A 23,546-nucleotide genomic window follows, 5' to 3' on the forward strand; every position below is an offset into this window, starting at 1 on the left:
TGAATCCTCCTAAGAAATTTTTATTCCTCTACCGTAACTTTCCGAGAAATATATACTGTGCTTAAGGTTACAAAAACATAGGCTTGGATTGCCCCGATAAATACCGAGAATCCCTGCCAAACAATCTCAAGTGGTAACGCTACAATAATCGTTGGAAGACCGTGTGAGAAGGCCATTCCGCCAATCAGTTTCAACAACGTCTCACCAGCGAAGATGTTACCGTAAAGCCGCAAAGCCAACGTTAACAAGTTCGTGAATTCTTCGACGAGGTTAATTGGTAGTAATGCTGCAAATGGTTTGAGATAAGAATTTGAAATATAACCACCAAAACCGAACTTAACCACACCCAAGTAGTGAGCCAACGCTAGTGTAACCATAGCCATCGTCAGCGTCACAACTGGATTAGCAGTTGGACTACGAACATAATCAACGCCGTTCACAGAAACCTGTAGGAACAAGCCTAACTGGTTAGCGAAGAAAACGAAAAGAAACGCTGTAAACGCAAATAATCCAAGCTGACCGCCATCACGTCCAGGTAATTGACCACGAACGATGCCGTTGGTGAAATCAATTATCCACTCCAAAATATTTTGGCCACCGGTTGGCTTCATCGTAATTTTTCTAGATAGAAAGAAAACGACAAAAAACACGATGGCAAACGCAATTGTAATCGAGATAATGTTGGCGGTGTTAAAAGTCAGCCCCAAAAATTGGAAGGAATCCACTAAATATCACCTCTTTCCGTAACCTTAGTTGTGTTGCAATATTGTGAACCAGCTCGTTACAGTTATGTAAAAATAGCCATAAAATCCGAGCCCCTGCTGTTCAAAATACAGAAATATGATACCACCATTGAAAATCAATCGCAAAAGAATTTCGCATTCTCTAATGTCTGATTATTCCTACTCCGACAAAGATTTTAGCGTTTTGCAACCGTTCTCAATGACTTCGAGAAAATTATTTACATTATTCTCCTTTCATTAACAATTTTTATTAGTGAACACTTTTCTGATTGTGAAAGAATTCTAAAGACTACACAAATGGAAAGTGTTCTTATTATAGTTCAGTCACTTTGAATTAGTGTCTAAATCTTTTTTAGTTTGATTATTTGATTACCGAACACGTTGTTAACAGTACACCAAGGTCGATCAAATTAAAAAAGCTTCCCGACAGCTAATCATCAGGAAGCTTTAAATCTCTCTTTGAATATTGAAATCAGAAAACAAATAACTACTTTGTACCAAACAAACGGTCACCAGCATCCCCTAAACCAGGCATGATATAACCATCTTCATTGAGCTTTTCATCCAATGCAGCCGTGTAAATATCAACTTCTGGATGAGCCTTTTGTAAAGCTTTTACACCTTCTGGGGCTGCTACTAAACACATAAATTTAAAGCTGTGTGCACCACGTTGCTTAAGTGCATCAATGGCCATAATGGCTGAGCCACCAGTAGCTAACATTGGGTCAACAACAAAAATTTGACGTTGGCCAATGTCAGCTGGCATTTTGACGAAATACTCAACGGGCTGTAACGATTCTTCGTCACGATACATCCCAATATGCCCAACTTTAGCAGCAGGGATCAAGTTCAAAAATCCGTCGACCATTCCTAAACCTGCACGTAAAATTGGCACAATAGCGACCTTTTTACCAGCCAACTGTTTCTTTACCGTCTTTTCGATTGGCGTTGTTACTTCGACATCTTCCAACGGCATATCGCGTGAAACCTCGTAAGCCATAAGTGTTGAAATTTCGTTCACAACTTCACGGAAGACTTTCGTGCCTGTATCCCGGTTACGAATTATCGTTAATTTATGTTGAATCAACGGGTGATCAAGAACCTCAAACTTCCCCATCGGATGCCACACTCCCTTTTATTTTCTGAAACTAATTCTAGTCGATTTTAGCTCTGAACGCGAGTGTAATTCTTGATTAATTCACATTAATTGGATGCGCATCTGTTAATTGACGCACCTTAACTGCTACATCGCGGGCAACAGCGGCATCTTCGGGGTGGTGAATGATGGATAGAATCAGTTCTGCAACCTGCTTGCTCTCCGATTCACCAAATCCCCGAGTAGTAATCGCCGGCGTTCCCAATCGTAATCCAGATGTAACGCGTGGACCGGCAGGATCGTTAGGAATTGCTTCTTTATTTGTCGTGATATCGACAGCGTCAAGTAAGTCCTGCAAAGCTGCCCCAGTTAACGACGTACCGGTAAGATCTAGCGTCATTAAGTGATTATCCGTACCGCCAGTCAAAATTTTTACCTGATCATCCTCATTGAATACGCTGGCCATCGCTTGTGCATTCTTAATGACCTGTTCGACATAAACCTTAAATGCTGGCTGTAAGTCTTCACCCAGCACAGCTGCTTTACCAGCAATTACGTGTTCCAACGGACCGCCTTGAGTGCCCGGAAAAACGGCTGAATTTAACTTTTTCGCGTATTCAGCCTTGGCCAAAATCAGTCCACCTCGTGGCCCACGAAGTGTTTTGTGAGTGGTTGTCGTGACAACATCTGCATATGGTACTGGACTTGGATGTAACCCAGTTGCCACTAACCCAGCGATGTGAGCCATATCAACCATGAGCTTTGCACCGACTGCATCCGCAATCTCACGAAACTTCTTAAAATCAATGATTCGGCTGTACGCAGACGCGCCTGCAACGATTAATTTGGGATGAACTTCCTGAGCCTGTTTTAAAATGGCATCATAATCCAACCGTTGGCTCTTTGGATCGACATGGTAGCCATAGAAAGTATACGTTTTGCCGCTGAAGTTAACTTTTGAACCGTGAGTTAAGTGACCCCCATCATCCAATGCCATCCCCATCACAACGTCTCCTGGCTTAATGAGCGCCATGTAGGCAGCCATGTTTGCCTGTGAACCGGAATGCGGTTGTACATTAGCGTATTCGGCACCAAAGAGCCGTTTGGCACGATCAATTGCAAGTTGTTCCACGACATCAATATATTCACAACCACCGTAGTAACGGTGACCCGGGTAACCTTCAGCGTACTTGTTGGTTAAAACAGAGCCTTGTGCAGCCCGAACGGCATCTGAAACAATGTTTTCAGACGCAATCAACTCAATGGTATGCTGCTGACGGTTCCCTTCGTTGGTGATTGCTTGCCATAATTCTGGATCTGTGTCTTGATAACTCATCGGCAATTCCTCCTTGACAGGTTCAATAACCCTACGTGATCTGATGGTATTAATTGTTCAAACCATATCTTCATTTTACGCTAATCGGAAATTATCACGCAATCAGATTTGTGACGTCGTGAAGAAAACATTACCAGCAGACTTTTTTAAACGGTTCATGTATGCCAGCCCAAGTCCGCTGGCTGGGAAACCCTCGGCCAGAATATCTTTAATTTCACCTTCGTCGTCAAAATGGCGCAATCCCGCAAATAGTAAATGACTAGCGGTCGTCACATTTTGTCCAAGTTCAAATACTTCTACGTTCGTTGGCAATTGCAATCCTGCCAAACGTTCTTTGGTCGCCATCAACCCTATTTGGACGGGCTGCTGACCAGCCCAGTCTAATGCGGACTGCCAGTCACCATCGTTAACGATGTAAACCTGGGCGGCTGGCGCGTAGTGTTTGTACTTCATTCCAGGAGCTTTCGGTGTCTCTTTAGCACCAACCTTGTGGACTTCCGTCGCAACAGTTTGCTTAATTACCGCTTCGATTTGTTCAGGTGTGACTGCTCCTGGGCGCAAAATGGCGGGTTGATCAGTCGACATGTCTAATACCGTCGATTCGACCCCAACCTTGGTTGGACCATCGTCAACGACACCAGCAATCTTGCCGCTCAAATCATGTAACACATGATCAGCCGTGGTAGGACTTGGCTTACCTGACGTGTTAGCAGAAGGTCCCACCATTGGCCGTCCTAAAGCCTTAATTAATGCCAACGTCGTTTTGTTAGCTGGAAAACGAAATGCTGCTGTGTCCAAGCCACCCGTCACGGCCTTGGACAATACATTTGGCTTCAACTTAAAAATCATTGTCAACGAACCTGGCCAAAAAGCTGCCATTAATTTTTTAGCAGCCTCCGAGAGTGGTTCTGTTAATGCGGCCACCGTTTCAACGTCGGCTACATGAACAATCAACGGATTGTCACTTGGCCGCCCCTTTGCTTGATACACTTGCTTAACTGCTGTTTCATTTGTTGCATCGGCCCCCAACCCATAAACAGTCTCGGTTGGAAATGCAACCAACTGCCCATCTCGTAATGCCGCAGCAGCAGCTTCAATTTCCTGGTTTGAAAAACGTTTCGTTTCCATGCCCTTACATCCTCCTGTCCTAATGTTCCCGTTCACCGTTGAACACGAATCATTCGATCATGACCGGTAATATCTTGCCGTAACGTCACATGTGCTGCAGGTAAAGCTGTCTCAAACAAATGTTTGACCGACTTGCCTTGGGCAAAGCCAATCTCGAAGTACGCGACGCCCTGGTCTGTTAAGTGATCGGCCAGTTGTTGCGCAATCCGCTCATAGATTGCCAAACCTTGGTGATCCGCAAATAACGCTTGCTGGGGTTCATAATCTAAAACGTTTCGATCCATTAAAGGCCGCTCATCTTCACTGATATACGGCGGATTGCTAATAATCAGGTCGAACACCTTATCCGCCACAGGTTGAAACAAATCGCCAGCCTGCCAACGAACGTTTGCTCGCAACGACTGTGCGTTTTGCTTTGCAACCTGAATGGCAGAATCGCTAATGTCTGTTCCTGTTACCTGCCATTGCGGCCGTGCTAATGCCATGCTAATGGCTACTGCGCCGCTACCCGTGCCAATATCCAAGACACTTTTCGCGACATCATCATGATCAGTCAGCACCCAATCAACAAGTTCCTCAGTTTCCTGCCGGGGAATCAATACGGCAGGTGTCACCATAAATGAGTGTCCATAAAACTGAGTCTTGCCGATCACATATTGAGCAGGCTCTCCCTTTGCAATCCGTCGAACAGCCTGCTGATACGTGTCCCACTGAGCCACTGTCAGCGCATCTCTTAAACGCATCAATAACTGGGTTCGCGACCAATTGAACAAATCCATCATAATACTGGCCGCTAAGTTTGGATCATTATTTTTTAACTGTTGGTCAAAACAAGAAGAAGCCCACTGCTGGGCTTCTAAAATAGTTGGTTTATCCACGATTTAACTCATCCATCTTTTCAGCCTGTTCGTTTAACAGCAAGGCATCAATAATTTCGTCTAACTCGCCGTTCATCACGCGATCCAATTTGTTCAAGGTCAAGTTGATTCGGTGATCCGTAACCCGGTTTTGAGGGAAGTTGTACGTCCGGATTCGTTCCGAACGGTCCCCAGTTCCCACAGCGCTCTTACGTTGCTCGTCGTATTCGCTCTGTTCACGGGAAGCGTAGTAATCGTACACACGCTGTTTCAGAATTTCCATCGCCTTGACACGGTTTTGCTGTTGCGAACGTTGATCCTGCATCGACACAACTACACCGGTCGGAATATGCGTCATTCGAACGGCCGAACTTGTTTTGTTAATGTGCTGACCACCGGCACCGGATGAACGGAACACATCAGTCCGGATGTCCTTTGGGTCTAAGTCGATATCAACATCTTCGTACTCTGGCATCACACCAACAGTCGCGGTACTGGTATGCACACGACCAGCAGATTCTGTTACCGGAACCCGCTGAACCCGGTGCGCGCCGTTTTCAAACTTCAGTTTGGAATAAACTTTATCGCCCGTGATCATCAGGACAATTTCTTTAAAGCCACCCACTTCAGTCGCATTTTCGTCGATGACTTCTACTTGCCAGCCTTGCTTTTCAGCATAACGAGAATACATATTGAATAAATCCGCGGCAAATAAGCTGGCTTCATCACCACCGGCAGCTCCATGAATTTCCATGATGATGTTCTTGTCATCATTTGGATCCTTAGGTAGCATCAAAACAGTGATTTCCTGTTCCAACTGGGCTTTTTCGTCTTCCAACTCTTTTAGTTCTTCCTTGGTCAGCTCTTCCATGTCAGGATCAAGCTTTTCATGAAGCAAATCATTATCGTCACTGATTTCATCCATCACTTTACGATAACGACGGTACTTTTCAACCGTTTCACGAATACTTCCCTCTTCTTTGGACAGCTTCATAAAGCGATCTGAATCCGCAATGACCTCAGGGTCGCTCATGAGTTCATTAAGTTCCTCATAGCGGTCCGACACGGCCTGCAGTTTATTAAACATTTCATCCATAACTTCTGTCTCCTACTTCGCTCGTTCTGTCAGTTTACTTCTGTAAAGGCGGGTTAAAATAATGCTCACGGCACACTGGATAATAACTTTCATTTCCGCCAATCTGGACCTGTTCACCCTCATAAACGGGTTTGTTATCGTGAAAACGGAGATTCATGATCGCCTTTTTGGCACAGAACCAACAAATCGTTTTCATTTCTTCAATCTTGTCAGCGTAAAGTAACAGATATTTTGATCCCTCAAACAATTCGTTGCGAAAATCATTTTTCAGTCCAAACGTCATCACCGGAATGTGCAGTTCATCCACAACCTTAGTTAACTCCAAAATGTGGTGTTTTTGTAAAAATTGAGCTTCATCAACCAGCACGCAAGACGCTTCCGGATCAATTTCATTAACGGCCTCGAAGACGTTAGTATCTGCTTTGATGGTGTGAGCCGGACGCTTCAAACCAATTCGGCTTGAAACGTAACCTTCACCATCACGAGTATCCACGGCACTTGTCATAATAATGACGGACTTGCCTTGTTCCTCGTAATTGTGCGCGACTTTTAAGATTTCAATCGTCTTACCTGAGTTCATTGCCCCGAACCGGAAAAATAACTGTGCCATGCGTTGCCTTCCTCTGTCAAAAATTTTATCGCTTTCCATTATACCGAATGGACCAATACTTGAACAGCACGACGGCCAAACATGTTTGAACTTGCTTTCTCTGATCGACAAGTTAAGTAGTTAGTGAATTCATTAAAACTGAGCATTGGACCGTGGGTTTTAGACGAGATGTGCTAAACTGGCTAAAGTTAATTACAGATTAAAGGAGCTTTTCATGTCATTACGAAGCGGGGTTGCCACAGCAGTTGGCAAGACATCATACTGGTTTTTACACACATTTATGCACGGTGGTTCATCATTACCTGGCAAACTAGCCGCTCGGATTGACCCCGAAATTTTGAAACATTTGGGACAAAATTATGATGTTATCGTGATTACTGGAACAAACGGAAAGACACTGACGACCGCTCTAACCGTCCGTGTTTTACGTGAAAAATACGATCATGTTTTGACAAATCCTACTGGTTCAAATATGGAACAAGGTATTGTCGGCACATTTCTTCATGCCAAACGTTCCCGGGGTCAACGCCCACTGGCCGTCTTGGAAGTGGATGAAGCAAACGTTATTAAAGTAACGCGTTACATTAAACCCATTGCGTTTGTGTTCACCAACATCTTCCGTGATCAAATGGATCGTTACGGTGAAATTTACACGACGTACAAAAAAATCATTGATGGTGTGCGGCTTGCACCTGAAGCGACTATCATTGCGAATGGTGACGCTCAACTCTTTAACTCAGTTGATCTTCCTAACCCCAAAATTTACTACGGCTTCAATCACCTACCAAAAGGCGATATGAAGGCACCGACGAATACGGACGGCATCTTGTGTCCAAAGTGTCAGCACGTTTTGCACTATCATTTTATGACCTATGGTAATTTAGGCGATTACTTCTGCCCTAATTGTGGTTTCCACCGTCCAGAGCTTAACTATGCAGTTACTAAATTGGGGGCCATGACGCCCACTGCATCAACGTTTGATTTGGATGGTGAATCATTTAAGATTGGTATCGGCGGTTTATACAATATCTATAATGCCCTCGCTGCATACGCTGTTGGCCGTTTTCTCAATGTAGAACCTGCTCAAATTCGCCAAGCGTTCACCAGTGATGAACGTGTCTTTGGCCGTCAGGAGGTCGTTCACGTCGGCGATAAGGACGTTACCTTGATTTTGATTAAGAATCCCGTTGGCGTGAACCAAGTTATCGACATGATTTTAACAGAGCCTGAGGACTTCTCATTCGTCGGCTTACTCAATGCCAATTATGCTGACGGTATTGATACTAGTTGGATCTGGGATGGTGAGTTTGAAAAGCTTGGTGCTGCTGGTACTGGCGAGAATCCCAAAATAAAGGCATTTTTGACCGGTGGCGAACGCTATAAAGACATTACGTTCCGACTCAAGGTGGCAGGTATCGATCAACCGATGATTGAACCTGACTTAACTAAGGTCACTGCCAAAATTAAGGAACTGCCAACCAAAAAAGTGTATGTACTGGCAACCTATACGGCCGTGCTACAATTACGTAAACAATTAGCCAGTGAAGGTTTGATAAAGGAAGGAATGGGTGCTTAATGGCTAACTATCATTTAACAATCGCCCATCTTTACGGCGATCTGATGAATACCTATGGTGACGTCGGTAATATTTTAGCAATGCAATATTACGCAAAAAAAATGGACGCTGATGTAACGACAAAATTGGTCAGTCTCGGTGATCCATTTGATCCTAATGATTTTGATATTGTTTTCTTCGGCGGTGGACAGGATTTCGAGCAAACCATCGTGGCTAAAGATCTGCCAACAAAGGCGGCAGCTATTACCGACTTTATTGAAGACGGCGGTCCTACCTTAGCTATTTGTGGCGGCTTTCAACTACTTGGTCAATATTATATTGGCGCGGATGGTGAGCGCATTACTGGAACTAAGTCTATGAGCCACTACACGAAGAATCAGCATGACCATCGTTTTATCGGTGATACGATTATCAAAGATGAACAAACCGGCGAAGTCTATCACGGTTTTGAAAATCATCAAGGAATGACATTTCTTGGTAAGGATGAAGCGCCACTAGGAGTTGTTTCTGAAGGTGCTGGTAACAACGGTGCGGATGGCACTGAAGGCGTCCATTACAAAAATGTCTATGGCACCTACTTCCACGGTCCCATCCTGACCCGGAATGGCGACATTGCCAAGCATCTGTTAGTCGCCGCATTAAAGCGTAAATATCCAGATCAAGATTTTAGCGAACAGGAAAACATGGTGATTCCAGCAACGTTTTAGCGTTTGCTAGAATTCAAACAACTAAAAACGACACAGCGTGAAAAATCACGTTGTGTCGTTTTTGCGTAACGCTAAAGCCAAAATTCAAAGGACACTCTTTGATAACTAATTATGCTCGTGCGTGTGGCGCTGCCAACTGTGGCCGCTCTCCATTACGAGCCTGAACCCAGTCGTCATTGTCCCACTCTTCTGTAGCACGACGACCACCAAAGTAATCCCATTCGGAATTACGCTCAACTTCAACAATCTTGTTGCCGCCCGCAACTGTGACCCAATTATACGACCCATTCTCATGAGCAAACTTGACCCACAAAACTGGGAATTGGTGCTCCTCGCCATTAGCGTCCACATAGGAACGTTGTTGGTTTTCCACAACCAGCAAGGACAAACCGCGCGCGAAATCTGGATCTGTGTCGGTCCAAACATCTTCGGCCAACTTTTCTGCCTCCTGAGTGCCCGGCAATGGTTGGTCTGGCGCCTGTGTATAGTTGTGATAACTTTGTAAGTCCCGACCATCGTTTGCGTAGATAGTGGTTACCTGTGCACCATGTAACAAAAACGTTGGCTGCTCTTGATAGCGTTCAATTGTGATTGGTTCGCCGTTACGTTCATGCGATTCAGTTGAAATCAAAGTGTAGTCGTCTGGAATCCATAAGTAACGTGATTTATGATCCTTTAATTGAACAAATGCCATGTTGATTTCCTCCCATTCATAAACCGGTATTGTTGATTAAGTTGCGCGCTATTTGGTCCGTCGAATAATGTCCGTCTTTGTTCGTTTGATGACAAACAGCAAAACCAGCCAACCACCGACCACAAATACGGACACAATTGTTAACGCATTAAATAACATCACAATGACAACAAATGCCAAAAAGCCCAGTACGAAATAGTCACTTACAGGTGTTAAGGGCGTCAAAAACGCTCCGTCACCGACACCTACCTTCTGCCGGTATCGTAAATGAGCCACAACAATCATGACCCAAACAAACAAGAAACAAGTAGTCGACATCGTTGCCAAAATCGTAAAGATTTGGTTGGGAATGACGCCATTTAAAATCAGCGCAATCATGATAATGCCTGCTGAAAACGTCAGCGCGTTGCCCGGCACCTGTGTTTTAGATAATTGACCGAGCTTAGCAATTCCGTGACCATGATAGCGATTCGTCAAGGTATAAAGCATGCGTCCAGTCGAAAATAGTGCACTGTTACAAGCCGATGCTGCCGCAGTAATAACTACAAAATTGATAATGCTGGCTGCTGCCGGTATTCTAGCAGCGGCAAATACCTGCACAAACGGACTTTGATTCGCGTTGGCCACCGTCCACGGAATAATCGTCATGATAATAAATAACGCACCAACGTAAAACAAAATTATCCTTACTGGCAGTTCGTTGATTGCCTTGGGGAGAATTTTCCGGGGATCTTTCGTTTCGGCGGCGGTGAGGCCGATCAATTCAATCCCGGCGAAACTGAAGACAACCATTGGCAACGCAGTCACAAAACCACCCCATCCGTTTGGCATCAGACCACCATGACTGACTAGATTCTGCAAACCAACGAACCCGTTAGCCGTTCTAACGTGCATGACAATCATGACCGTGCCAATGATAATCAATAAAATGATGGCTGCCACCTTAATCAGGGCAAACCAAAATTCCGTTTCACCGAACAAACGAACTGTGATTAGGTTCAACCCTAGTAAAACCAGCAACAATATGAGCCCTGGTAACCATTGGGGTAGTGAAGGCCACCAGAACCGAAAGTAAAGACCGACAGCAGTCAGTTCGACCATCGCTGTCACTAGCCAACACAGCCAGTATGTCCACCCTGCGATAAAGCCAGCCGTTTCCCCTAAATACTGGCGAATAAAATCGACAAACGAATTAAATCGTTCATCAGAAAGAAGTACTTCGCCTAGCGCACGCATGATGATAAACGTGACTACCCCCGTTAACATATAACTCAGGAGAATTGACGGTCCTGCCAGATGAATAGCACGGCCAGATCCTAAAAACAGGCCAGTGCCAATGGTGCCACCAATCGCAATTAACTGAATTTGACGATTGCGCAGATTACGTGCCAGTTGTTGTTGTGCCATACAGATGCCCCCTTATTATGAGCCTGCCGCCCATGGTGCCTGCTGGAACAAAGCTAATGCCGCTGGTCCGTCCAAATGCTGCGTTTGATAAATAAACGCATCGTCCTGCAATCGATTATATAAATCTAAGTCCGTCTCACGCAGATGAATCATATTCGCAACATTAATTTCAAACGGCGAAAAAGAGCCATTATCATTAATGATCGTCAGAAAAATACTGTGATGACCGGCAGCAGCCAACATCGCGGAAATATTATTCTGTAGTCCCTTCAGGAATTGTTGTTCGGCAGGTGCCACGCCGTCATCAAACACAACACCGGCAAGTTGATGCTGATATTGAGCTGCAACGTCATCTGTCAGTGTGTCGTGTTCTACGAGTTGTTTCATTCGTTCATACATCATCATAAGTTGATTAAGTGCCGAACTTGGCATAATTGTCACCTTCCTGTCTCTTTGTCAGTCTCACTGAATCCAAGCAAATATCAGATTCACTGTGTAGCCTACCCATTTTCAAAAATGACAGCCAACAATGATAACTACCTTTTTGCTGCAAACATTAATTTCCTTATTTTAATTGGTAAGTTCTGTTGATTTAATTTAATCCACGTCGCTAATCACCAAAACCACCGTTTTTCGAATATGTTTACTTGGCAAAATTAGCTTTTACGTCTGATTGATGGGTACACAAAAAGACCTGTTACATGTTAGTAACAGGTCTGGTTGACTTCTTAACTGTTCAATTAATGCTGCTTCAGTGACAGCGATTGTGACGCTAAGCCTTAGCGCCGGGTTCGCTGGCGATGATTTGTACGTCACCTTTAACGGTCCATTCCTTGATGCCAAACGGAATAATGAAGTGCATTCCCTTAACTAAGGTGTATGGCTGTTCACCAGGGACAATCAATTCACCACGACCATCAAGTACAGATGCCAAAGTGTAAGGCGCCTTGCCACGACTAAAGTGGGCTTCCCCACCGTTTGTCCGCCATTCATAAACCGCAAAAAATTCAGAAGCGACAAACTTTGTGATTGTGGCTTTACCAACTGTTGTTTTTGTAACATCAAGCTTGGGATCAACATGCGGTACCGTGGTTACATCGATACTTTGCTGTTTGTGTAACGGCCGTTTGCGACCCTTAGCATCCGTCCGGTCCCAATCGTAAACACGGTATGTTGTATCTGAACTCTGCTGTGTTTCAAGCACCATGATCCCCGCGCCAAGCGCATGGATCGTGCCGCTGGGAACATAGAAGAAATCGCCGGCCTTCACCGGTACGGTCCGAAACAATTTGTCCCATTGGTCATTATTGATCCAATCAGCGAGTTGTTCACGAGTTTGCGCATGGTGCCCGTAATAAAGTTTGGCACCTGGTTCTGCGGCAATCACGTACCAACACTCAGTCTTACCAAGTTCATGCTCATGTTCTTCCGCGTAAGCATCGTCTGGGTGAACTTGCACCGACAGATCCTCGTGGGCATCCAAAATTTTTGTCAATAATGGGAACACATCACCCTTGGCATTGCCAAACACTTCGCGATGCTGAGCCCAAATCGTGTCCAATGATTCACCTTTGAATTCACCATTTACGACCGTTGCAGGACCATGTGGATGGGCGGAAATGGCCCACGCTTCACCGGTGTGATCCGTTGGAATATCATAGTTAAAGCGGTCGTGAAGACCAGTGCCACCCCAAATTTTTTCATGGAACACTGGAATCATAAACATTGGTTCAGTCATCAAACGCACCCCTAATTGTAATTAATTTGGATTTAACCCACAGCTGGGCTATACACTTCTTTCAGTTTAGCACAGTGTGTCGGTTGTTATTTTAACCACCAGCAACTTCATCTAAAAAGGTCCGGTATAGCGAGGGACGCCACTCAATAAAGCGATGATTTTTTTGGCTAGGGTGCACCCGATTTGTCAATAACACTAGCCCCTGTTTCGTGACCCGATCCAGAATGATGATGGTGCCCGTAAAACCGGTGTGAAAACTGACTAAATGTGTGTTATCTGAACTCGCTAATAAATTCCACCCTAATGAACGGCCCAAATCATGTGTTGGTGTTTGATCTGTCCGTAACAAGTCACGCGTCTTGACAGTCAAGACGTCGTCACGATCACTTAAAAACCACTGTGCAAAAGTTGTCATATCAGCTAGTGAAGCAAACAACCCAGCGGAACCGCAATGTTTGCCTAAAATAGCGGCTTTTGGATCATGAACACGCCCGCGAATTAGACCCTGTTGAGTCAATTCCGTTGGCACGCTGTTTGACGAATCCGGTGTAAATGTTGCCGCACTCATTTTAAGTGGTTTCAAAACGTGTTCATTAATAATTTGTTGCACCGGTTGCTGATAAACGGCTTCCAACACATAGCCGATAAAAATCAGGCCAATGTCAGTATAATGGTCGCGCTGTTCAAACGTGTCACCAACTGGTAACTGTAACAACGCTTGTTTAAGCTGTTTAGCAGGCAGTTCATTACGATGTGGAATGTACCCCGCAATCGCCGACGTATGCGTCAGTAGATCCCGTAATGAAACGCGTGCATCATGCCATTCAGGAACAAACTGGGATAGTTTGTCATCAACACTAAGCTGACCCTGCTCCACTAATTGTAATAATGCCGTCGTGGTCCCGACTACCTTAGTCAATGATGCTAAGTCGTACAACATTCCCGTTTTTAATGGCTCATGTTCCGGCCACCACTGTGCGTCACCCTTCACCTTTTGGCACACTTCTGAGCCATCGATCAACGCGTAACTGACTCCGGGTACAATCTGGTCATCCAACAAGTCCTGAATTACACGCTGCGTTTGTCTATAATCACGCATTTACTGTCACCTTTTTCAATAAAAGGCGCTGTCGTCAACTACTTCAGTGAACAACAACGCCTAGCACTCAATTTAAATAACAATCCTCATAAGCTGAAAATCCTAAATCGTTCTTGGCTATGTCTTTGCCGTTACGCTGACCGGAAACGCCGTTCCATGGGACCGGGTTCAACCCGCACAAAACGCGGTTTTTCCCTTGATTATGAGCCGCCAAACCACGTCTCATAAGTCATCCCGCAACACTAAGCGGCCAAACTCTCGCCGCCAAGTGTTGCCGACACGGAACTCTGTTTCCAATCAGCTCCACTACTACAAAAGTTAAAAATTCTACAATTTGCGTTTTACATATTTTGCACGCAAACCTGTCACTTTGTTAACTGGAGGGCGTCAACATTGATACCGAGCCTTGAAAGTTGTGTTAATTCGAATGGCTCTCTCGAATTTACACAGCGGACTGTCGTGAAGACTCGGCTTTTCACGAGGCTTTACGGCGAGGTGAAAGACCGCGAACTTCGGGCTCGAACCGGTCCCACGGCGAGTGTATCAATGTTGACAACCGTAAGCGTAATCCACGCTCATTAAAGTAGTGGCGCGCCTAATTATTGAGGTTACGAATACTGTCTACTCTTCTGCACCCCGCGCATGATTGCGACGTGCCGAAGGATCAAATAACTTTTGTAGCCAACCCAACACTGCATCGGAAACAATGGCCATTAAGGCGGTTGGTAACGCGCCCGCTAAAATGATTGCACCACCATTTGTGGCATTTGTCCCTCTGATGATGATATCACCCAGACCACCAGCGCCAACAAACGATCCAATGGCAGTAATCCCGATTGCTAACACTAACGCATTCCGAATGCCGGCCATGATAACTGACAATGACAATGGCAACTCAATGTAACGCAACACTTCAAGACGGGTCATTCCCATCCCCTTGCCGGCATCAAGTACATCTGCATTGACGTTTAGCATTCCGGTATATGTGTTTTTAATAATTGGCAATAACGCATACAGAAACACTGTCACGATAACGGTATTCACGCCAAGACCAAGGCCAAGCATTAACACTGACAACATTGCTAGAGATGGAATCGTTTGAATAACATTGGCAATTCCGATTACCCAGCCACTCAAATGACGATTACGGGCAATCAAGATGCCAATCGGAATACCAACGATTGCAGCAAACAACACGCCATAGATTGAAATAAGGAAGTGTCGGTTAAACTGACTCAAAACATATAAGCCATTATGCTCAAAATAATACAGTAATTGTTGCCATATATTTAGCTGACTCATATTACCGGCCTCCTTCAAAATAATTATGTTGATGCAAATAACGTTTGGCAACCGTCGCAGGTTCCTCAAGATTATTATCCACTTCGTAATTCAACTTTTGCATCGTGTTCAAACTGATTTTGCCATTCAGCTTACGCAGTGTCTTTTTAAGTTGAGGATACTGCTTTAGGGCAGCATCGTTGGCCACAACACTACAGTTATAAGGCGGGAAGAAATTCTTATTGTCTTTTAAAACCTTTAAGTTATAACTCTTAATTCGTCCATCGGTAGAATAGCCTAACACGGCGTCCATCCGGCCTTGTGACAGTGCTTCATAAACCAAGCCAATTTGCATGGGATACAAATCACCAAATGAAAAACCATAAGTCCGTTTAAAATCAGCATAACCATCACCATGACGGTTCTCCCAAATCGGATCAATCCCTACTTTCATCTGACTCGCATGTGATTTTAAGTCGCTAACTGTATTCACATGATTCTTTTTGGCGTAATCCTTCGTCACCATCCACGCATAAGTATCCGCAAATCCATAGCTGGGAAAGTAAGTCATGTGATAATGTTTTTTAAAGTATTGATGAACGTAAGCATCCGTTTGCGCCTGCGTACGAGAACGGTCAATCTTTTTGCCCATGATTGACTCCAAGTCTGTCCCGGTATAACGCACCGCAGATAAATCCGCATCATTACGTTTCTGCGCGTTGAAGGTAACATTACCTGAACCTAAATTGGAAACGATCGTTGCTTTATAATTCGTGTCATGCTCAATCAGATCCTTTAACATTTCTGCCATAATCTGTGATTCCGTCGTCGACATGGAAGCAATCCGAACAGTTCCTGTTGACGAGTTGTTGAGCCCAGGAAAACCACAGCCACTCAAAAGCATCACACCGGCTAGCGCAACAATGACTAATGACCAAACTTTTCGTTGTAAATGTCGCATTAGTTTTGACCCCCCTCATCGCCGATAACTCGCGGTGTCAGAGCCTTTTCTAGCAGACCCAACAAATAATCCACAACTAGCGCCAAAATAATAACGGGAATTGAACCACCAAGAATCAAGTCACCCCGGTACAAGTTCAAACCGTTGAAAATAAAGTCCCCAAGGCCGCCTGCCCCGATATAGGAAGCTAACGTTGCCCACGCAATGACGTAAGTGCCTGACAAACGGACACCGGCCATAATCACCGGTGCTGCCAGCGGTAACTCAACCATTCGAATGGACTCAAGTTGGCTCATGCCCATCCCTTTAGCGGCGTCTAGGACGCTGGGATTCACATCTTCTAATCCCAAATACGTATTTCTTAAAATCGGTAACAATGAATAGATAAACAACGCAATAATAGCGGGTTTAGCACCAATGCCAAACAGTGGAATCATCAATGCTAGTAGGGCCATCGCTGGCACCGTTTGTAAGACACTGGCTAACCCAATAACAATCCCGGCAATCTTTTTAAATCGTGTCAACAAAACGCCAAGCGGAATCGCCACGATTACGCCAAGAAACAAGGAAATTCCTGAAATATACAGGTGCTGCCACGTTTTGAAGATTAATTGGCCACCAAAGTTTTGTAAGAAGGTGATCATCATTAATCACCCACCTTTGTCTCATCGGACGTTGCTGTACCTGTGGCGTGTGCCCCGGTTTGCTGGCTTTGAGAAGACTCAGCTGTTTGACTCGTGGCACTTTCAGCGCTCGGTTGAGTCATCCCCGTCGTCTCCTGATCGTCATTGCCTGTACTATCCAACTTATCATCGACAAACAATGCGTCGTACACGATGTCCACCAACGCGGCACGCGTCACGATACCGACCAGCTTGCCATCGTCGTCCACAACTGGCACGTTTTTATAACCGTGCTTCAAGATACGATCCACGGTATCACGAATTACCGCATTCTCATTTACATAGAAAATGCGTTCGTTAAAAATATCCCCCAACTGTTTGGTTGGTGAGTAGTTGTCATTTAGGGTCTCAATATCAACGAAGCCACGCAAATGATTCTCTTTATCCGTCACCAGTAGCGTATCAACTCGCCGATCATGCATTAGTTTCAATGCCTGCACCAAAGTGGCCGATGAAACCATCGCAACCGGCGTTTTTAACATCACCTGTCCAACAGTGGTGATACTCGGCTTAGCCTGAATAAGCCGGTCACGACCAATCAATTCTTCAACGAAATCATTAGCTGGGTGACGCAAGATTTCTTCCGGCGTTGCCACTTGAACCATTTTCCCGTGAGACATCACAACAATGCGCGTTGCTAACTTCAACGCCTCGTCCATGTCATGCGTAACAAACACAAAGGTCTTACCAGACTTTTGCTGCAGATTTTTTACAAGGTCCTGTAACATTTCACGCGTTACGGGGTCCAGTGCGCTGAAGGCTTCATCCATTAGAATAATGTCTTGATCAGCCGCTAATGCACGGGCCACACCAATTCTTTGTTGCTGCCCACCAGATAATTCGGCTGGATAACGATCTAGGAAGCTGTCTGGTAGTTCCACCATCTCGATCATTTCCTTAGCCCGTTGATTACGTTTGTCCTCAGACCACTTCAATAAGCGAGGCACCAACGTGATGTTGTCACGAATCGTCATATGCGGTAACAAACCAATATTTTGAATCACATAGCCAATTCGGCGTCGCAATTGGACCGGATTCATCTTGGAAATGTCCTGACCCTCAATTTGGATTGTGCCAGAAGTTTGGTTCAGCATCCGGTTGATCATTCGCATGGTCGTTGTTTTGCCGGAGCCAGAGGTCCCGATAAAACAGATAAACTCGCCTTTTTCAATTTCCAGGTTGAAATCTTCAACGGCAACCTTATTACCGGAGTATGTCTTGTTTAAGTGGCTCATCGATAAGAACACGGTTATTCACCCTTTTTCTCTAGTTTTAAAAATTTACTTGCCTAAATTCATTAATTAATTGATGTTACCTACCACCCTAACGTGTTCAGCGTGTAAAATGCAAGAAAAGAGGAAGGATTGGTCAGTTTGTCTCAACAAGAGCTTCGTCAGCACCTCGACGCCATTCAACGACGGTTGGTCATTGCCTCTGTTCTGGCCTTAGGGTTGTTGGTTGTCCGAATGTTTGTTATCAACACTTTTATTATCGTTGCTTTCTGGGCGTGCGCCCTTTACATACTGGTCTTGTTTGGCCTATGGCTGTGGCTGGAATGGCAGTTGTTATTCCGCCACTAATTCGTCTTATTACAAGTAAATGGATATGCTAAAATTAGTTTAATCATTCACAATGATAGGCACTTGATGTTGCAAATGGAGGAAGTTAACATGGCAAAACACGTAACGTTAGCAGATGTTGCTAAACGCGTCGGGATGGCACCGTCGACGGTTTCTCGCGCTCTGAGGGATAGTCCTCGCGTGACACCTGCCACGCGGGCACGAATTCATCAAATTGCAGAAGACATGAACTTTCAGCCAAACACGTTAGCGCAAAGTATTCGTAACCAACAAACAGACACAATTGGCATCATTGTCAGCAACATTCTTAATCCTTACTTCACTGAACTTCTTCGTGGTATCGGTGATGAACTAGCTTTGTCCGGCAAACGCATGGTGTTGTTTAACACGGACGAACAAGCCGCTAAAGAAACGCGTTTTTTAAATGCACTGACTGGTCAGATGGTCGACGGCTTAATTATTGCCAGTACTGGTGGGATTGATAATTACGATAAATTAACGCAAACCACGCCCACTGTTTTCGTGGACCGGGTGCCCAACGCAGACAGCATTCATCACTATGACGCCGTGTTGACGGATAATCCGGCAGCTGCCCGTGATCTGACCCAACGCTTGATTGATGCCGGTAGCAAACGGATTGGTTTTATTGGTAGTCAGGTCGCTTTTTCAGCAATCGAACGTCTCAACGGCTACCAACAAGCGCTCACAGACAACGGTTTGCCAGCCAAACGTAACCTCACCCGTCAAACGGACTATACGCCCGCTGCCACCGCTAAAGCGCTCAACGAACTCCTACAACAGGAAAAAATCGATAGTCTGATAGTTGCCGACAGTGTTATCCTCAGCCAAGTCATGAAATTGCTCAAGCAACAGGGAAAGCTAGACGCCTTTAAATTAGGCACATTTGACTACCTCAGCTGGTTTGATTACCTCGATGTCGACCTGGTTGCCGTCCAACAGTCGACATACGCGATTGGTCACGCCGCTGTGACAACTTTGCTTAATCGAATTGCGACCCCGACTGCACCAATTACGACCCAACGCTTACCAGTCACGCTGCACCAAAATTTTTAGTACTCAACAGCCAACAGAAGGACGCTATAGACCATGACCACAATTGCCCCATTGACTCAAAATAACGCTGAGCTAATTGCGAATACTTGGCATTATGACGGCATATACAACTTTTACGATATGTCGTCAGACCCCGAAGACTACGAAGAGATACTTTCCCCTAAATTACGGGCGAATCACTACTTTCAGGTAGTTGCAGAAGGACAGTTAACTGGTTTTTTCATGGTAGAGCCAACTGATCAACCATCAATCGTTGAAGTTGGTCTCGGAATGAAACCATCATTGACGGACCAAGGAAAAGGTCAACAATTTGTCCAATTAATTTTAGCTTTTGTTAACACACACTATCATCCAGAAACTGTTATTTTTGATGTTGCTGAATTCAATATTCGCGCCCAAACATGCTATCGTAACTTAGGCTTTATGCCAGTAAAACGTCACTGGCAAGCCACAAATGGTGGTCAGTATCCATTTGTAGAAATGCAATTAATCTTAAACACAGATTCGGATCATCACTAATTAAATAGGTCCTGTAGTAAGTAAAAGCACGCGTTCTCCTCACTCTTGAGTGAGGTAACACGTGCTTTTTTTGCATACAACAAAGATTTAATTCTGTAAAAATATTACTTAACTATTTGACACTTTCGCTAACGTTAACGATGGCCTTGTTGACTTTGTGATCAAACTTGCCGCCAAGGAAATCAGCAACTTGATCAAAGGTTAATTCATCTGAAATTAATGATTCAACCAATTCCTGATGACCTGCCAAGAATGCCAATGAGTCTTCAAAGGCATATGGGTTGATGAAAGAACCCTTAATCGTCAGTTCTTTTTGGAAAATGTCGTAAGAGTTCAGTGCAAATGTTTGATCTGGGTTAGCAACCCCAAACATCAAGACCTGACCGCCCTTGCCTGCAGCATCTACTGCAGCAGCTTGAGTCGCTGGTGCACCAACAACTTCAACGACCACGTCATAACCGGAAGGAACAGTTTCAGTCCCGTTGTTATAAACGTTCTCAGCACCCAAACGTTTCATCAGGTCACGTTTTTGATCATTGTGACCACTAACATCAACATGTGTCACACCCAATGACTTAATCATCGCTGTAAAGAGTTGCGCGATAAAACCATCACCAATAATTAACACATGTTGTGCAGGATCTAAATCTAGTAATTTCACCCCATGCACGGCGCAACTAACTGGTTCGGTTAAAGCGGCAGCCTTAAAAGAGAGTTCGTCAGGAATTGGGTAAACGACAGATTCTGGTGCAGTAACAAATTCTGCAAGTCCACCATTCCGTGTTACACCAACGGCCGACAAGTTCTCACACAATTGTGGACGACCTTCACGGCAGTAACGACAATGACCACAGTAAATATTCGGGTCAATGGTCACCCGATCGCCAACTTTAATTGTCGTGACGTCGGCACCAACTTCGACCACTTGACCTGAGTTTTCGTGACCTAAAACAATTGGTGGTGTTGCCTGAGCTGAACCTGGTAGGCCTTGATAAAGGTGCGTATCCGTGCCACAGATACCTGCATATTTCATTTGGATTTTTACTTCATTGGCCGGAACCTTAGGTGCGTCGATATCACGCACATTCATATCTTTTAAGCCTTCAAGAACAAGTGCCTTCATTTCATAAACCCCGTTTCTGATTTGTATGTGAATTTCATAACATTCGCTATTGTAAAAATTTACCGGGGATGAAACAACCCACTTTTACAGCAAATTAAGCCGAATTGGCCTCAATTGTCGATCATGTCCAGGCGGTGCCTTAACCAGCTTCAGGCCTATTATTTCAGTATTTAGCTCACCTTTCCTGCTTTTAAAACAAACGTTTGTCTACGGCGTTTTTAAACAAGTTACATGAAAACGATCAACCATTTTCATACTAATTTTTCGCCTTTCAAAGACAAACGTTTGTCTCGGTACTTTGACCGTCCACCAGCTTTCACAGCCACCTAATTGATTTCCTTTACCCCCTTTAAAAGCCCATCACAACGGGAGTATAACAATCAACATGGTTAGTGATTAAGTTAACAATATCCTCAAATAAAGATTGTTCTCTTTTTGGTGTGTGGCTATGATTAGACATTGTAATCGCTTACAAGTTTTAAATTAATCAGCTACATTTTTATCTCAACTACATTTACTGAGTATCAGAAAGGAAGCATCACTATGTTATTAGGCAGCGTTGAAGCAGGCGGTACTAAATTTGTTTGTGCCGTTGGCGACGAAAATTACCGAACAAAGGATATTGTTAGTTTCCCCACGACCACGCCGGCGGAAACCCTCCAAAAAACAATTGACTACTTTCGTCAATTCGATATTAAAGCACTATCGGTGGCCTCATTTGGCCCAATTGAACTACGCCGTAACGATCCTAAATACGGTTACATTACAAATACACCCAAGCCAAACTGGGCAGATACAGACTTCATTGGCACATTAAAAGAAGCATTTGATATTCCCATGTTTTGGACAACCGATGTTAATGGTTCGGCATACGGTGAGTACGTTATGTCAACGCTAACCAATGAACGAATCAACTCGTTGGTTTACTACACCATTGGGACCGGTGTTGGCGCTGGCGCCATTATTGATGGCGACTTTCTTGGCGAAATGGGTCATCCAGAAATGGGCCATGTGCGTCTCAAACGTCATCCTGATGACCTCGATTTCAACGGTATTTGCCCATTTCACGGTGACTGTCTTGAAGGTTTAGTTGCTGGGCCAACGTTTGAAGCTCGGACTGGCAAACCTGGCAAGGAAGTCCCATTAACTGACCATGTCTGGGACATCATGGCATATTACGTTGCCCAAGCAGCATTGCAGGTCACACTAATTATGAGACCTGGCAAAATCATTTTCGGAGGCGGCGTAGTCAGTGAGCCATTTTTAAAGAAGGTTCGCCAACAGTTTAGTGAACTTCTAAACGACTACGTTAATGTTGGTAATCTTGACGATTACATCGCCATGCCTGCCATTAAACATAACGGCTCAGCAACACTAGGTAACTTTGCATTAGCATTACGAGAACTACAAGCATAACGCGTTTTTCTTCGGTCTTATATTAAGTGAGGAGTTTTCAACATGACGACACAATCAAACAATGGTCGTTCCATTTCCATGGGATCTTCAATCGGCCTCTTCATTCTTTCATTGGTAATTAACTCGGCGGGAAATGTCTTAACTCTGGTCACGTCGTCAAAGATTCACCCATCTTTTCTTGGTTCCGCGTATTGGACAGCTGCTGAAGCCAATTTAGGGACTGCCATTCACTGGAACCTGTTCTGGGCATTTCTTATCTTTGGGATGCTAACCACCGTCTTAAACGCTATTTTGGTTGGCAAATGGGAATGGCGTCGGGCTCTCGGTAACTTGATCTTTATGGTGCCCTTCTCGGCCCTGATTCAACTATTTGCGGATTTCTTTAACGGTGTTTATCCACAATTGTTTGCTGGTCTCCCACAGGCTCATGGCATTTGGATGATTAGCTTTTACGTTATTTTAAATTTTCTCGGCGTCGCACTCATCGCCATCGCAATTTCAATTTACCAACGCGTCAACCTCGTTTTGCATCCAGCCGATGATTTAATGCAAATTCTTCGCTTTAAATACTGTCGTGGTAACGCCAACCTAGCAATGTGGGCTTCTTACATTCCACCGACCATCATGGCCATCATTGCGTTTGCCATCACCCGTGACTTCACTAATTTTGGGATTGGCACCCTGTTTGCCTTCGTCTTTCAAGGCGGCATCACGGGAATTGCGGACCGTGTTGTGTTCCCCAACTTAAAGCATCAAGCGTTGGATGTTGGTCATGCAGAAAACGCCACACCATCCCCTTCGAAACAAACGAATGCTTAACCA

General features: G+C 44.6%; 24 protein-coding genes. 7 read left to right on the forward strand and 17 right to left on the reverse strand.

Annotated features, from left to right (window positions below; genetic code table 11):
- Positions 1-20: 20 nt before the first annotated feature.
- The 7 genes from atpB to LROSL1_RS09550 form a co-directional block, all read right to left on the reverse strand.
- Positions 21-725 carry a F0F1 ATP synthase subunit A gene (gene atpB / locus LROSL1_RS09520; RefSeq protein ID WP_017261250.1) on the reverse strand — a complete coding sequence of 235 codons (705 nt, stop codon included), beginning with the start codon at positions 723-725 and terminating at the stop codon, positions 21-23.
- Between the two features lie 505 nt (positions 726-1,230).
- Positions 1,231-1,860 (reverse strand): uracil phosphoribosyltransferase, encoded by a 630-nt coding sequence (upp, locus tag LROSL1_RS09525; RefSeq protein ID WP_178914432.1) that lies wholly within the window; start codon positions 1,858-1,860, stop codon positions 1,231-1,233.
- Positions 1,861-1,936: 76 nt separating this feature from the next.
- A complete protein-coding gene (gene glyA, locus LROSL1_RS09530) occupies positions 1,937-3,175 on the reverse strand; it encodes a serine hydroxymethyltransferase (protein WP_178914433.1) in 1,239 nt (412 codons plus the stop codon).
- Positions 3,176-3,277: 102 nt separating this feature from the next.
- The gene (locus LROSL1_RS09535) at positions 3,278-4,303 is read right to left on the reverse strand and encodes an L-threonylcarbamoyladenylate synthase (protein ID WP_178914434.1); all 1,026 of its coding nucleotides are present in this window, start codon (positions 4,301-4,303) and stop codon (positions 3,278-3,280) included.
- 32 nt (positions 4,304-4,335) lie between these two features.
- On the reverse strand, positions 4,336-5,181 hold the full coding sequence (gene prmC, locus LROSL1_RS09540; RefSeq protein ID WP_178914435.1) for a peptide chain release factor N(5)-glutamine methyltransferase: 846 nt from the start codon (positions 5,179-5,181) through the stop codon (positions 4,336-4,338).
- Entirely contained in the window at positions 5,174-6,256 is a 1,083-nt protein-coding gene (prfA, locus tag LROSL1_RS09545; protein WP_017261025.1) for a peptide chain release factor 1, read from the reverse strand. The genes prmC and prfA overlap by 8 nt, the downstream gene beginning before the upstream one ends.
- Before the next feature lie 34 nt (positions 6,257-6,290).
- Positions 6,291-6,866 (reverse strand): thymidine kinase, encoded by a 576-nt coding sequence (locus LROSL1_RS09550; protein WP_017261024.1) that lies wholly within the window; start codon positions 6,864-6,866, stop codon positions 6,291-6,293.
- A gap of 214 nt (positions 6,867-7,080) precedes the next feature.
- Here LROSL1_RS09550 and LROSL1_RS09555 point away from each other — a divergent pair, with 214 nt between their 5' ends.
- Both LROSL1_RS09555 and LROSL1_RS09560 read left to right on the forward strand, forming a co-directional pair.
- Positions 7,081-8,442 carry a Mur ligase family protein gene (locus tag LROSL1_RS09555; protein ID WP_017261023.1) on the forward strand — a complete coding sequence of 454 codons (1,362 nt, stop codon included), beginning with the start codon at positions 7,081-7,083 and terminating at the stop codon, positions 8,440-8,442.
- Positions 8,442-9,149, forward strand: a complete 708-nt coding sequence (locus LROSL1_RS09560; protein ID WP_017261022.1) for a type 1 glutamine amidotransferase — start codon at positions 8,442-8,444, stop codon at positions 9,147-9,149. Before LROSL1_RS09555 ends, LROSL1_RS09560 begins: the two co-directional genes overlap by 1 nt.
- A gap of 109 nt (positions 9,150-9,258) precedes the next feature.
- Here the strand turns inward: LROSL1_RS09560 and LROSL1_RS09565 are convergent, their stop codons facing one another.
- The 9 genes from LROSL1_RS09565 to LROSL1_RS09605 form a co-directional block, all read right to left on the reverse strand.
- A complete protein-coding gene (locus LROSL1_RS09565; RefSeq protein ID WP_017261021.1) occupies positions 9,259-9,843 on the reverse strand; it encodes a hypothetical protein in 585 nt (194 codons plus the stop codon).
- A 48-nt stretch (positions 9,844-9,891) separates the two neighbouring features.
- Entirely contained in the window at positions 9,892-11,250 is a 1,359-nt protein-coding gene (locus LROSL1_RS09570) for an amino acid permease (RefSeq protein WP_178914436.1), read from the reverse strand.
- 15 nt (positions 11,251-11,265) lie between these two features.
- Positions 11,266-11,682, reverse strand: a complete 417-nt coding sequence (locus tag LROSL1_RS09575) for a hypothetical protein (protein WP_178914437.1) — start codon at positions 11,680-11,682, stop codon at positions 11,266-11,268.
- 340 nt (positions 11,683-12,022) lie between these two features.
- Positions 12,023-12,988 (reverse strand): mannose-6-phosphate isomerase, class I, encoded by a 966-nt coding sequence (gene manA, locus LROSL1_RS09580; protein WP_017261018.1) that lies wholly within the window; start codon positions 12,986-12,988, stop codon positions 12,023-12,025.
- Positions 12,989-13,079: 91 nt separating this feature from the next.
- Positions 13,080-14,087 carry a serine hydrolase domain-containing protein gene (locus LROSL1_RS09585; protein ID WP_017261017.1) on the reverse strand — a complete coding sequence of 336 codons (1,008 nt, stop codon included), beginning with the start codon at positions 14,085-14,087 and terminating at the stop codon, positions 13,080-13,082.
- Positions 14,088-14,708: 621 nt separating this feature from the next.
- Positions 14,709-15,389, reverse strand: a complete 681-nt coding sequence (locus tag LROSL1_RS09590) for an ABC transporter permease (RefSeq protein WP_178914438.1) — start codon at positions 15,387-15,389, stop codon at positions 14,709-14,711.
- A 1-nt stretch (position 15,390) separates the two neighbouring features.
- A complete protein-coding gene (locus LROSL1_RS09595; RefSeq protein WP_017261015.1) occupies positions 15,391-16,329 on the reverse strand; it encodes an osmoprotectant ABC transporter substrate-binding protein in 939 nt (312 codons plus the stop codon).
- Complete coding sequence (locus tag LROSL1_RS09600; protein WP_026017058.1) at positions 16,329-16,973, reverse strand: ABC transporter permease; 645 nt, start codon at positions 16,971-16,973, stop codon at positions 16,329-16,331. Before LROSL1_RS09600 ends, LROSL1_RS09595 begins: the two co-directional genes overlap by 1 nt.
- 2 nt (positions 16,974-16,975) lie before the next feature.
- Positions 16,976-18,247: a betaine/proline/choline family ABC transporter ATP-binding protein gene (locus LROSL1_RS09605; RefSeq protein WP_225440579.1), complete on the reverse strand. Its 1,272-nt coding sequence runs from the start codon at positions 18,245-18,247 to the stop codon at positions 16,976-16,978.
- 138 nt (positions 18,248-18,385) lie between these two features.
- Between LROSL1_RS09605 and LROSL1_RS09610 the strand changes: the two genes are divergently transcribed.
- The 3 genes from LROSL1_RS09610 (at position 18,386) to LROSL1_RS09620 (ending at position 20,185) form a co-directional block, all read left to right on the forward strand.
- Positions 18,386-18,592, forward strand: a complete 207-nt coding sequence (locus LROSL1_RS09610) for a hypothetical protein (RefSeq protein WP_152323453.1) — start codon at positions 18,386-18,388, stop codon at positions 18,590-18,592.
- A gap of 90 nt (positions 18,593-18,682) precedes the next feature.
- Positions 18,683-19,666, forward strand: coding sequence for a LacI family DNA-binding transcriptional regulator (locus LROSL1_RS09615; RefSeq protein ID WP_178914440.1), 984 nt, complete (start codon positions 18,683-18,685; stop codon positions 19,664-19,666).
- A gap of 33 nt (positions 19,667-19,699) precedes the next feature.
- A complete protein-coding gene (locus tag LROSL1_RS09620) occupies positions 19,700-20,185 on the forward strand; it encodes a GNAT family N-acetyltransferase (protein WP_017261010.1) in 486 nt (161 codons plus the stop codon).
- Positions 20,186-20,297: 112 nt separating this feature from the next.
- On the opposite strand, the gene LROSL1_RS09625 is transcribed toward LROSL1_RS09620, so the two are convergent.
- Positions 20,298-21,308 carry a zinc-dependent alcohol dehydrogenase family protein gene (locus tag LROSL1_RS09625; RefSeq protein WP_161002450.1) on the reverse strand — a complete coding sequence of 337 codons (1,011 nt, stop codon included), beginning with the start codon at positions 21,306-21,308 and terminating at the stop codon, positions 20,298-20,300.
- 543 nt (positions 21,309-21,851) lie between these two features.
- Between LROSL1_RS09625 and scrK the strand changes: the two genes are divergently transcribed.
- Both scrK and LROSL1_RS09635 read left to right on the forward strand, forming a co-directional pair.
- Entirely contained in the window at positions 21,852-22,724 is an 873-nt protein-coding gene (scrK, locus tag LROSL1_RS09630; protein WP_017261008.1) for a fructokinase ScrK, read from the forward strand.
- A 42-nt stretch (positions 22,725-22,766) separates the two neighbouring features.
- Positions 22,767-23,543 carry a hypothetical protein gene (locus tag LROSL1_RS09635; protein WP_017261007.1) on the forward strand — a complete coding sequence of 259 codons (777 nt, stop codon included), beginning with the start codon at positions 22,767-22,769 and terminating at the stop codon, positions 23,541-23,543.
- The last annotated feature ends 3 nt before the right edge of the window (positions 23,544-23,546 follow it).

Origin of the sequence: Furfurilactobacillus rossiae, from assembly GCF_013394005.1 — a bacterium.
Taxonomy (GTDB): domain Bacteria; phylum Bacillota; class Bacilli; order Lactobacillales; family Lactobacillaceae; genus Furfurilactobacillus; species Furfurilactobacillus rossiae.